The 11277-nt window shown below is 31.7% G+C and carries 13 protein-coding genes; 4 read left to right on the forward strand and 9 right to left on the reverse strand.

Translation table 11 applies throughout. The features are described from left to right. Window positions 1–88 precede the first annotated feature (88 nt). The 8 genes from L992_RS12655 to L992_RS12690 all read right to left on the reverse strand — a co-directional run bounded on the left by L992_RS12655 (window position 89) and on the right by L992_RS12690 (window position 7096). Window positions 89–976, reverse strand: coding sequence for a hypothetical protein (locus tag L992_RS12655; RefSeq protein ID WP_047396643.1), 888 nt, complete (start codon window positions 974–976; stop codon window positions 89–91). A gap of 22 nt (window positions 977–998) precedes the next feature. Further along, the gene (locus L992_RS12660) at window positions 999–1592 is read right to left on the reverse strand and encodes a peptidylprolyl isomerase (RefSeq protein ID WP_081982943.1); all 594 of its coding nucleotides are present in this window, start codon (window positions 1590–1592) and stop codon (window positions 999–1001) included. Between the two features lie 75 nt (window positions 1593–1667). Continuing rightward, window positions 1668–2321: a hypothetical protein gene (locus L992_RS12665; RefSeq protein ID WP_047384944.1), complete on the reverse strand. Its 654-nt coding sequence runs from the start codon at window positions 2319–2321 to the stop codon at window positions 1668–1670. Continuing rightward, on the reverse strand, window positions 2322–3554 hold the full coding sequence (locus L992_RS12670; RefSeq protein ID WP_047396644.1) for an NAD(P)/FAD-dependent oxidoreductase: 1233 nt from the start codon (window positions 3552–3554) through the stop codon (window positions 2322–2324). It lies immediately after the preceding gene. Beyond that, window positions 3554–4687 carry a class I SAM-dependent RNA methyltransferase gene (locus tag L992_RS12675; RefSeq protein WP_047384941.1) on the reverse strand — a complete coding sequence of 378 codons (1134 nt, stop codon included), beginning with the start codon at window positions 4685–4687 and terminating at the stop codon, window positions 3554–3556. The genes L992_RS12670 and L992_RS12675 overlap by 1 nt, the downstream gene beginning before the upstream one ends. Further along, window positions 4688–5767, reverse strand: a complete 1080-nt coding sequence (locus L992_RS12680; RefSeq protein ID WP_047384939.1) for an AI-2E family transporter — start codon at window positions 5765–5767, stop codon at window positions 4688–4690. It abuts the gene before it with no gap. A gap of 25 nt (window positions 5768–5792) precedes the next feature. Next, on the reverse strand, window positions 5793–6191 hold the full coding sequence (locus L992_RS12685) for a NusG domain II-containing protein (RefSeq protein ID WP_047384937.1): 399 nt from the start codon (window positions 6189–6191) through the stop codon (window positions 5793–5795). Window positions 6192–6199: 8 nt separating this feature from the next. Then, on the reverse strand, window positions 6200–7096 hold the full coding sequence (locus L992_RS12690) for a phosphatidylserine decarboxylase (protein ID WP_047396646.1): 897 nt from the start codon (window positions 7094–7096) through the stop codon (window positions 6200–6202). 68 nt (window positions 7097–7164) lie between these two features. Between L992_RS12690 and mgsA the strand changes: the two genes are divergently transcribed. After that, entirely contained in the window at window positions 7165–7533 is a 369-nt protein-coding gene (gene mgsA, locus L992_RS12695) for a methylglyoxal synthase (RefSeq protein WP_047384933.1), read from the forward strand. A gap of 31 nt (window positions 7534–7564) precedes the next feature. Here the strand turns inward: mgsA and L992_RS12700 are convergent, their stop codons facing one another. Then, the gene (locus L992_RS12700; RefSeq protein ID WP_047384931.1) at window positions 7565–9073 is read right to left on the reverse strand and encodes a nicotinate phosphoribosyltransferase; all 1509 of its coding nucleotides are present in this window, start codon (window positions 9071–9073) and stop codon (window positions 7565–7567) included. Between the two features lie 98 nt (window positions 9074–9171). Between L992_RS12700 and dtd the strand changes: the two genes are divergently transcribed. Genes dtd through tpx form a run of 3 tightly spaced genes read left to right on the forward strand, consistent with a single transcriptional unit; the run spans window position 9172 to window position 11203 of the window. Beyond that, a complete protein-coding gene (dtd, locus tag L992_RS12705; protein WP_047396647.1) occupies window positions 9172–9618 on the forward strand; it encodes a D-aminoacyl-tRNA deacylase in 447 nt (148 codons plus the stop codon). Between the two features lie 16 nt (window positions 9619–9634). Next, window positions 9635–10660 carry an alpha-hydroxy-acid oxidizing protein gene (locus L992_RS12710; RefSeq protein WP_047396649.1) on the forward strand — a complete coding sequence of 342 codons (1026 nt, stop codon included), beginning with the start codon at window positions 9635–9637 and terminating at the stop codon, window positions 10658–10660. 36 nt (window positions 10661–10696) lie between these two features. After that, on the forward strand, window positions 10697–11203 hold the full coding sequence (gene tpx / locus L992_RS12715) for a thiol peroxidase (protein ID WP_047384925.1): 507 nt from the start codon (window positions 10697–10699) through the stop codon (window positions 11201–11203). The last annotated feature ends 74 nt before the right edge of the window (window positions 11204–11277 follow it).

Below are 11277 nucleotides of genomic sequence, written 5' to 3' on the forward strand. Positions count from 1 at the left end.
GCTATTTTAGATTTATTTTATAGTTAAAATAAACAAAAAGGGTGCTAAAAGCACCCTCACTCAATTGTTCTTAAATTTTGTATACTACCTAATACACTCTTATTATTTGAGTATGTTTTTTCTGCTCGTTTGAATTCAATTTTTGAATATGCTTTTTCTCTTCAACTCTATTACAGTTTTCAGTGAAATCAGTTATTCCAGCCCAAGGCTCTAAACAAATAAATTCGCTCGAATCAACACTTGTCCATACCGCTAAAGTATCCAATTCTGCAAAAGTAAATTCAACACCATGTGATGATTCTGTATGCTTTAAATTTACCGTATTATTTTCTAATCCTTCAAATACTAAAGCATCTTTTAAGAACTTCTCTTTAGACAGCATAAACTTTTCTGGTAATCTATACTTTTGAATTTCTGATGATAGGAAACTATTATTTTTAGCATCTATCATATATAAATCACACTCTTGTTCTTGAAACTCAATATAATAGTTTTCAAAGTTTTTATCCCCGTTATAGTTACAATAAAAAGCTGTATGTCCTCCTATATGATAATACATTTCTATTACACCATTGTTTTTCACATAATAGTTGTGATAAACTTTGTCTTCAACCAAGATATATTCTACTATTAAAGAGAAATTATACGGATATCTCTCCTCTGTATAAGCGTTTGGTCTTAACTGAAACTTTGCCGTATCCTCTGTTATCTCTAGAATTTCAAAATCTACATCTCTAGCAAAACCATGCTTTGTCATTGGAAGGATTACCCTTTCATCTTTACCTAAAGGATAGTCAATTGTTCCTGTAACTATATTTCCTATAAATGGAAAAAGATTTGGGGCACTTTTCTTAAAAGTTCCCTCTGTTCCTGGCCATATATACTCAATACCATTTTCTTTATTTACTATACTTTTTAGTTCTGCACCGAATCTATTTATCAGTACAACCAACTTTTCATTCTCTATTCTTATCACGAGAATCTCCCCCTGTTTAAAATTAGTATTGTACTAAATTTGGAAATTGAGAATCTAAAATCTCATCCATTTGAGCTGTGAATTCTGCGTTTTCCTCATTTTTTAAGAACTCTTCAACATCTCCAGTGATTTCGATTCTTTCGATTATATCTCCTTGCTTTACAGCGTCTACAACTTTTTGATCAGCATCAGAAACTACCTCTCCAAATATTGTATGCTTATAGTTTAACCATGGAGTCTCAACGTGAGTGATAAAGAATTGAGAACCATTTGTTTCAGGTCCTGCATTAGCCATAGCTAATATACCTTTCTTATCGAAAGTTACTCCCTCTTTAAATTCGTCGATGAATTGGTATCCAGGTCCACCTGTTCCTGTTCCTGTAGGATCTCCACCTTGAATCATGAAGTCTTCGATTACTCTGTGGAATTTAATTCCGTTGTAGTACTCTCTCATTGCTAAGTGAGCAAAGTTTAATACTGTTACTGGTGCTACTTCTGGGAAAAGAGTTAAGTTAATCTCTCCTCTTGCTGTAACTATTTTTGCGTTTAATTTAACTTGTTTCATATTTCTTACCTCCGTATTTTTTCCTAAAACTATTCTTGGTTTTGCAAACATCTTTTTCGAAAGAAAAAAGACAATAAATACTGCCAATAAAATTAAAATCTGTTTGAACCCTTTTTCCATTTCTAACTAGTCCTCCATTTTAAAAGCTTCTTTATATGTTTCTAAAAGTTCCTCCTCAGAAATAACCCCATATATCTCATAAGGCCATTTTGATTCTAACTTTCTTTTTAATTGATTGATATCTTTCTCTACTGATAGATACTTCTCTTCTATCTCTCTTAGTTTTTCTCTCACTGGTTGCAGCTTATAAATTATATCAAATTGTTCCTCTTCTTGTATAGTATCTTTTAATAAGTTTTCCAAATTTTGTTCTTCTAAAGCTAATTCGTTGTATTTATCAGTTATCTTATCCTTTTTATCTAAAAGTCTATTTAAATTATATTTGAAAAATCTTTTTACAACTGTTGCTCCTGAATTCCCTTTCAGCTCCGCTCTTTTTTCTAAATTTTCTAATACCTTATCTTTAGATAAAGAGTTTTTAACTCTGATCTCTTCAACCATCTCTTCAAAAGGTTTGAACTCTTCATCAGACATGCTCTCAACTTTCATCTCTAATAGAGCTCCATATATCTTTTCATAAGGAGTAATAACTTTCTCTTCTAACAGCTCTACTCCAGAAAGATCTCCCATCTCTCTTAGTTTATCTATCTGTACAGAAGTCATTTTTAAAACTGTTAAAATAACTTCCTGTGCATATGCTCTAAATTTCTCTCTCTCCATCTACTTCATCTCCCTTTTCTTCATAGACTTAGCAGCTAAAACTCCCATAGAACATGCAGCTTGAATATTATATCCACCTGTATCTCCATCTATATCTAAAATTTCACCAACTAAGTACAGTCCCGAAACTTTTTTAGATTCCATTGTTTTCTGATTCACTTCATCAATAGCTACTCCACCTCTAGTTACCATAGCCATTTCAAAGCTTCCAACTTTTGTCACTTCCATCTTATTTGATGCTAGTATTCTCACTAAATTTTCTCTTTTTTCTTTTGACAACTCAGACAATTTTAACTCTTCAGATATCTCTGCTAAAGATAAAACTCTTTTTATGAATCTATCCGGTAAGAAATAGCTATTTAAAACTCTTTTTACTGTTTTCTTACCATCTCTATTCATCTCTTCAATTATCTCTCTATTTAGAGTTTCAAAATCTTTATCCACATAATTTATTTCCAAGAAGCTTCCATTTTCTATATATCTAGAGTTGTCTAAAATTCCTGGTCCACTAAAATTTGTATGTGTAAAAAGTACAGGTCCTCTTTTTTCAATAATTTTTTTATCCTCTTTCCAGATTATTATTTTAACATCTTGGAAGCTTATCCCCGATAACTCTTCAAACATATAATCTCTAACAAAAACTGGTGTTAAAGCTGGTTTAGGTGGAACTATTTTATGACCTAACTCTTTAGCCATAACATACCCATCCCCTGTTGTTCCAACTCCAGGATATGATTTCCCACCTGTAGCTAACGCCACATTATCAGATATAAATGTATCCCTATCTGTAGTTATTATAAATTCCTCTCCAGATTTTGTAACACTTTCTATCTTTATATTTTCAACTATCTTTACACCTAAACTCTCCATTTTAGTTTTCAATAGATGAACTACATCTAATGAGCTAAAAGTTTGTGGGAAATATTTCCCACTCTCTTCTACCAAAACTAATGGCAGGCCATTCTCTTTAAAGAAATTTTTTAACATCTCTGGCGAATATTTATTTATAGCCTCTTTTAAAAATTTTCCATTCATACCATACTTATCCAAAAAATCTTTTGGTTTTCCTGTATGAGTCAAATTACATTTTCCACTTCCAGCAACAAGAATTTTATTTCCAATACGCTTATTTTTTTCAAGTAAAGCTACTTTCAATCCTTTTTCTGCTGCTGTTATAGCTGTAAAAATCCCACCAGGACCTCCACCAACTACTATTAAATCAAATCTGTTCATTATCTAGCTCCATAATATTGATAATAGTGACACTTTAGTCCACCATTATATAACTTTCTATTTTTTGTAGCCTTCTTTCCGAAAGTCTTTTCGAAGTTTTCATATGATGTGATTATATAGTAAGACCATTTAGGGAATCTCATTTGGAATATATCTCCCATAAGTCCATATAATCTTTCAACTGCATCCTCATCTAGAAGACGATCTCCATAAGGAGGGTTAGTTACTATACAACCTTTTTCTGCTACATTTTCTAACTCTAAGAAATTCATACATTTGAACTCTATCTCTTCATCTACTCCAGCTCTTTTTGCATTTAATTTTGCAACCTCTACTGTCTCCTCATCTAAATCAGAAGCATAAATTGTTACCTCTTTATCATAGTCCTCTCTCGAGAAAGCGTCATCTCTTAAATCTATCCAAAGATTTTCAGGTATTACTGGCCATTTCTCAGATGCGAAGTTTCTATTTACTCCTGGTGCAACATTTCTAGCTATCATTGCTGCTTCTATAGCAATAGTTCCCGTTCCACACATTGGATCTATAAGTGGTCTATCTCCACCTTTCCAACGACTTAATAAAACTAGTGCAGCTGCCATTGTTTCCTTTAATGGAGCTTCATTTATTAGGTTTCTATAACCTCTTTTATGTAATCCCTCTCCACTTGTATCTAGCATAACTAAGAATATATCGTTATGAGCTTGAATCTTAACTCTGTATGATCCACCTGTTTCTGGTAATCTGTCTGTTTGGTAAGCCATTTTTAATCTTTCAACAATCGCTTTTTTTACAATCTTTTGAATATCAGATTTTGAGAATAACTTACATTTAACTGAACTAACCCAACTAATTGGAAACTCTCCATCTAAAGAGATTATATTTTCCCACGGTAATCTTTTTATATTTTCAAAAAGATTATCAAATGTTAACGCTTTAAACTCTCCCATTTTTATGAAAACTCTATCAGCACATCTAAGATGTAAATTTGCTTCTACAATCTCTCTTTCATCTCCGTCAAATTCAACTCTTCCATTGAATGTCTCAACATTTTCAAATCCTAATCCTTTACACTCGTCTTTTACAACACTTTCTAATCCCATTGTTGCTGACGCTATTAATCTGTACTTCTTCATCTATTCACTCCTTCTTTTTAAACACTCTAAATATATAAATTTTATAACCACAAAGATAGGAACTCCTAAAAACATTCCCAGTGGTCCAAAAAAGTTTCCGCAAACCATTACACCAATAATAGTCCAGAAACTACTCATTCCTACTGATTCTTCCATTATTTTAGGGCCTATTACAAATCCATCTACAGCTTGCCCTATAGCTATTGCTATAAATAGATAAACTACTTTAAATGGTGCTGCTAATAAAATTAAAAATGTCGCTATTGTTCCTGCAACAATAGATCCGACATATGGAATCATATTTCCTACACCAACCATCACACCACTAAGCAGTGCATATGGTACTTTTGCTATAAGTAAAACTATAAATACTAAAAAGCCTACAACTGCTGAAGTTAAAACTCTTCCTAATACATATTTTAAAAATACATCATTTACCTTTCTAACAAATTCAACTCCATACTCTGCACTCTTCTTTGGCATAAATAATAAGAATAAACTCTCTAAAAATTTCATGAAATACTCTTTACTATACATCAAATACAACGAAATGAAAACCCCAATAAAGAAATTTATCATTCCCATTAAGCTTCTCAAAACTCCAGCTCCTAATCCAAACGCTAAGTTTTTAACATTCCCTAGATTTGTTTTTATGATTTGAATTAGATTAGCTTCAATCTCTTTTGGATTAAAAAACAAAAGGTTTTTATCTTCTAAGAATTGAATAATATTTTCTGTATTTGCAGTTAAACTACTTAACATAGTTGGAAATTTTTCAATTAAATCCGATATACTATTTATTATATTTGGAATAACAACTAAAAATAAGCTTAAAATTGTTGTAAAAACAATTATTAAACTTAAACCAATAGCTAGTGATCTCTTCATTTTTATCTTATTTTCAAAGATTTTTACAAGCGGACTCACTAAAATTGCTATAAAAATAGCATATATAAATGGTTTTATTGAACTTACAGCTTGACCCACTATCGTTGTGAAAGCCTCATTATATTGAAAAAATGTCTGAATTACAATAAGAACGGTACCAACCAAAAAAAGGTGTATATACTCTTTTTTCATAATCTACTCATCTCCTCTAATTCCATTATTTTATCACAAAATCAACATCATCTGTTCTCTCGTTTTTCTTCCCTACTACTTTTATTATAAGTTTATCTGGAACTCCAATGATTACCTCTCCGGGTTGACCAATCCATCCCTGTTTTACATTAAGCTTCAAGGGCGAATTTGATGTTGTAACTCTTATTTTTTTATCTTTAATTTTCACATTTACTCCACCTATATCTGTTGGAACAAACATATCTTTTTCATCTGTTTGTAAAGCATATACATATTTCAATTGATTATTTACATAAATCTCTGCATTAGCAGCATCTGTCGCTTTAAATCTCGTAACTTGATACCCCAAAAATGAAAATACTCCGACTAAAAGTATATATATTAAGGTATCACCTTTTCTAAAATATTGTCTTCGCCTTTTCACAAATCCACCTACTTAGCTTTTCCTATTCTTTCACCCATATAAACTTTTGTTTCTATTCCATTTCTACTATTTTCTAGGATATCTTCGTCAAACTGTACTCTATCTTTTTCAAATAATAAGACACATGATGAACCTCCAAAGAAGAAGTATCCTTTTTCATCACCTTTCTTTATAAGACCCGGATTATATGTTTGTTTTATTCCTCCAACCATAGTTGCTCCTATCTCACTCAATACTATATCTCCGAACTCCGCTGTTTTTAAAATCGACACTTCTCTTTTATTCTCACAGTAAACTCTAAAATTCTTTTTAATTGCATATGGAGATACTGAATAATAATACCCATCAATCAGTTTTGATTCTCCAATTTCACCTGAAGCTGGGAAGTGGAATCTGTGATAATCAACAGGAGCTAATCTTATTATAACTATTGTTCCTCCCTCAAATTTCTTAGCTTCATTTTTATCCATTAAAAACTCTTCTACTGTAAATTCGTCGCCTTTTAAAAAGAATTTTGTAGTTTCTTTTAAATCGTTAAAAACTAAAATTTTTCCATCAGCTGGCGAAACAAGTATATCCGAATTAGTATCAATCTCTCTAGATCCCTCTTTTAATTCTCTTATAAAAAAGTCATTAAATGATGAAAAATCCTCTATATTCTTTTTAGATTCATTCATATTTATAGAGTTTTCTATTACGAAAGGTTTGATTTTTTCTTTAGAAGAGGCTTCAGACATCTTTTTTCCATAAAAATCTGTTAAGAACTTTTTTCTAACTACTAAATTTAAAGGTAACTTTCCTAATGGATTATAATATAAAAACTTCAAAAATCCTTCACCTGGTGGATTTTCTGTCTTCAATTCTTTAGTTTTTCTCTCAATATAATTAATTTTATCAAATTTCATACACTTACTCCTTTTACATATTAATTTTTTGTTGTATAATAGTTATAGCAAAACTTATGGAGGTCAAAATGAAAAAAATAGCATTAATCGCTCACGACAACATGAAGCCGGAAATAGTTAGCTTTGCACAAAGACATGAGCACATACTAATAAAATACCCTCTTGTTTCTACTGGTACAACTGGACTTAGAATAATGGAGGCTACTGACTTACAAATTCATCGCTTCAAATCTGGTCCCATAGGTGGAGACCAACAAATTGGTGCAGAAGTGGCTACTGACCAAATCGCAGCTATTTTATTTTTTAGAGATCCGTTAACTTCTCAACCCCACGAACCGGACATATCTGCTCTTATAAGAGTTGCAGATGTACACAAAGTACCAATCGCTACAAACTTAGCTACTGCTGAACTTCTTATTTTAGGTTTAGACAAGTGATTATAATAGGCTGACTCAGGTCAGCCTATTTTTAATTTATTTGACTTTTTATTTTTTTAATTAAACTATATTTTAACTCCAACAAATCTTTTGATAAATCCACCTTATATTGATGTGGATTTTCAAGTCTTTTTCTTTCGTCAGAAATTTTTCCTAGTGATTCTAAATAATACTCTCTCGATGCAACAACATCATCTAATTGTGAAGCTTCAGGTTTGATAACTCCGTTTTTCACAAATTCGTTCGTTATTTTTCTAAAAGTATACTCTCCTTTTTTTAATTGACTTGATTTAAACTCATACTTCTCATCTCTAATAGTTAAATCCTCATCATTCAATAATTTAATTTTATCTGTATCTTTATTGACTAATGTTATTAAGTCTGCATATGCAAGTCCATCGTTATCATAGATTCTATATACCTCTTTAAAACCTGGATTTGAAATTTTTATAACATCTTCAGATAATTTTATAACAGGATTACTATCTATTTCAACTATTTTATAAACCCCTCCAAAACAAGGATTTGATTTACTAACCGCAATTGCATCTCCTACTCCAAATATATCTACTGCTGCGCCTTGCTCTTTTAATGATTTAATAAGAGATTCATTCAGAGAATTTGTTAAGAAAATTTTAGCTTTTTTCAACCCCGCAGCATCTAAAGCTTTTCTACATTTCTTAGATAAGTAAGCCAAATCTCCAGAATCTATTCTTATTCCATAATTACCTTCATACGAATCATCTATTCCATTATCTTTAAAGCTCTGAATAGCATTTTTCAATCCTATTCCAACTGTATTATAAGTATCAATTAATAAAATTAATGAATTTGCTTTTCTTTCTCTTCTATGCTTTATAAAAGTATCAAAAGCTCTTTTTTCAGCCTCTGCTCCTACTCCAAAAGCTTGTATATAAGAGTGTGCCATCGTTCCAACACTTGGAACTCCATACTTATACTCTGTTACAAGATTTGAATGTGATAAACAACCACCAATTATAGATGCCTTTGTCCCTGCAACCGCACTATCAAATCCATGAGCTCTTCTACTACCAAAAGATGTCACTGGAACTGGTGAAGCAGCTCTTGTAACTCTCGATGCTTTTGTAGCTATAGCTAACTGCATATTCATCAAATTTAAAATTGGTGTTTCTAATATTTTAGCTTGAATTAGTGGAGCTTTTACTGTTATTATTGGCTCATTTGGATATACAATCTCCCCATCTCTCATGGCATATAAATTTCCAGTAAACTTCATCTTAACTAAATATTCTAAAAGATGTTTCTCTTCAATTATTTTTGAAAAATACTCTCTTTTTTCATCTTCACTAGTTTTATTTAAAATATCAATAAGTTCAATTACCTCTTGAACTCCCGAAACAACTGCAAAACCACCATCTTCAGTTTTTCTAAAGTACATATCAAATATAGCTTCCTTATCCTGCATCTCTTCCATTAAAAAAATGTCACTTTCAGTATATTGATATCTATCTGAATTAATAACCTTTGCAAAATCTGTTAAAACTCTTTCTCTCCCCATTTTGTACCTCTTTTTAAATTGTTAGTTTTTTATTTTTTCTTAATAATTATATCACTTTTGTGGTATAATTACCAATAAAAATAGAAAAGGAGAGATTGATGAGAGCTGTTATACAAAGAGTTAAACATGCAAGTGTTACTGTCGATAATGAAATTACTGGAAAAATAAACCATGGATTCTTAGTACTTTTAGGTGTGACGCATGCCGATACAGAAAAAGAGGTAGATTGGTTAGCTAAAAAAATCACCGACTTAAGAGTTTTTAACGACGCTGAGGATAAAATGAATCTTGGACTAAAGGATGTTGATGGAGAGTTACTTGTAATCTCACAATTTACATTATATGGAAACTGTATAAAAGGTCGTCGTCCAGCATTTATTGATGCTGCAAAGCCTGATATGGCTAACGAACTTTACGAAAAGTTTTTACAAAAGTGTAAAGATCTTGGCTTTAAAACTGAAGCTGGAGTTTTTGGTGCTGATATGAAAGTAGAACTTTTAAATGACGGACCAGTTACTTTAATAATAGATACAAAAGATAGATAATTCACGGAGGGGTATTATGGATATCAAAGATATTAAAAAAAATGCAAAGGAAAGAATGAAGGAGTTTTGTATATTATGTCCAGAGTGTAACGGACGTTGGTGTGCTGGAAAAGTTCCCGGAATGGGTGGAGCCGGAAACGGTGGGAGTTTCAATAGAACTTATGAAAAACTTAAAGAGGTTAAAGTTGCAATGAGAACTCTTCATAATGTTTCTGATCCTAAATTATCTTGCTCTATTTTCGGAGAAGATCTTTCTTTCCCCGCTATGATCGCACCTATAACAGGAACTAAATTCAATATGGGTGGATATGTTAATGATGTAGAGTATTCAAATGATGTTGTATTAGGTGCTCTTGATGCAGGAACAATAGCCATGGTTGGAGATACAGGAGATCCTAACTGCTTTGCAGCTGGAATAGATGCCATAAAAAAAGCAAACGGAAAAGGTATTGCTATAATCAAACCTAGAGAAAATTCTGAGATTATAAAAAGAATTAAAATAGCAGAAGAAGCTGGTGCAGTAGCTGTCGGAGTGGATGTTGACGGTGCTGGATTAGTTACAATGAAACTTTTCAATCAACCCGTTGGTCCTAAATCTCTAAACGATTTAAAAGAGATTATCTCTTCAACAACTCTTCCATTTATAGTAAAAGGTATTTTAACTGTAGATGAAGCTAAACTTTGTGTTCAAGCTGGTGCTGCTGCTATTGTTGTATCAAATCACGGTGGTCGTTGCTTAAACGAAACTTTTGCACCTGCAGAAGTTTTAAAAGAGATTGCCACAGCTGTTGGAGATGAGATTATTGTTTTAGCTGATGGTGGAGTTAGAGAAGGTGTTGATATTTTAAAATATTTAGCTCTTGGAGCTAAAGCTGTTTTGATTGGAAGACCTATCATTTGGGGATCAATTGGTGGAAGACAAGAGGGAGTAAAAGTTGTTTTAGAAACTTTAAAATCTCAACTTTATCAAAGCATGATACTTACAGGTGCAGAGGATGTTAAAAATTATAAAAATTTCTCTTGCATTTTATACACTAAATAAGTATAATTTAATTACAAAATTTAGGGAGGTTTTATCATGGAAAGAAAAGATGTTATTACATTTGCAGGTAATCCGTTAACATTAGTAGGAAAAGAGGTTGTTGTTGGAGATGTTGCTCCTAACTTCACTGTAACTAAAACTGATTTATCACCTCTTTCTTTAGCAGACTTAAAAGGGAAAACAATAGTTATTTCAGCTATGCCATCTATTGATACTCCTGTTTGTGAATTACAAACAATCAGATTCAATAAGGAAGCATCTGCATTAGAAAATGTTGTTATTTTAACAGTTTCAATGGATTTACCATTTGCACTAAGCAGATTCTGTGGTGCTAAAAATATAGAAAATGCTATAACTACTTCAGATTATAAAGATAGAGAATTTTCAAATAACTATGGATTATTCATTAAAGAACTTGCGCTTGTTTCAAGAGCTGTTATAATTATCGATAAAGATGGAAAAATTGCATATACTGAATATTTAAAAGAAATCACTGAGGAGCCTAATTACGATTCTGCTCTAGAAGCTTTAAAAAGTTTATAATAATAAAAAATAGCAGCTCACAAAAATGACGTGAGCTGCTTTTCTTTTCCCTTCATAACGTTGTATAATATCAG

This window comes from Cetobacterium sp. ZOR0034, assembly GCF_000799075.1.
In the GTDB taxonomy this organism is placed as follows: Bacteria; Fusobacteriota; Fusobacteriia; order Fusobacteriales; family Fusobacteriaceae; genus Cetobacterium_A.

Coding starts and splice junctions, on each gene's coding strand:
- L992_RS12670 (WP_047396644.1), bottom strand. CDS start 3,554: ATGAACAGATTTGATTTAATAGTAGTTGGTGGAGGTCCTGGTGGGATT.
- L992_RS12675 (WP_047384941.1), bottom strand. CDS start 4,687: ATGAAGAAGTACAGATTAATAGCGTCAGCAACAATGGGATTAGAAAGT.
- dtd (WP_047396647.1), top strand. CDS start 9,172: ATGAGAGCTGTTATACAAAGAGTTAAACATGCAAGTGTTACTGTCGAT.
- L992_RS12680 (WP_047384939.1), bottom strand. CDS start 5,767: ATGAAAAAAGAGTATATACACCTTTTTTTGGTTGGTACCGTTCTTATT.
- mgsA (WP_047384933.1), top strand. CDS start 7,165: ATGAAAAAAATAGCATTAATCGCTCACGACAACATGAAGCCGGAAATA.
- L992_RS12690 (WP_047396646.1), bottom strand. CDS start 7,096: ATGAAATTTGATAAAATTAATTATATTGAGAGAAAAACTAAAGAATTG.
- tpx (WP_047384925.1), top strand. CDS start 10,697: ATGGAAAGAAAAGATGTTATTACATTTGCAGGTAATCCGTTAACATTA.
- L992_RS12660 (WP_081982943.1), bottom strand. CDS start 1,592: ATGTTTGCAAAACCAAGAATAGTTTTAGGAAAAAATACGGAGGTAAGA.
- L992_RS12710 (WP_047396649.1), top strand. CDS start 9,635: ATGGATATCAAAGATATTAAAAAAAATGCAAAGGAAAGAATGAAGGAG.
- L992_RS12700 (WP_047384931.1), bottom strand. CDS start 9,073: ATGGGGAGAGAAAGAGTTTTAACAGATTTTGCAAAGGTTATTAATTCA.
- L992_RS12665 (WP_047384944.1), bottom strand. CDS start 2,321: ATGGAGAGAGAGAAATTTAGAGCATATGCACAGGAAGTTATTTTAACA.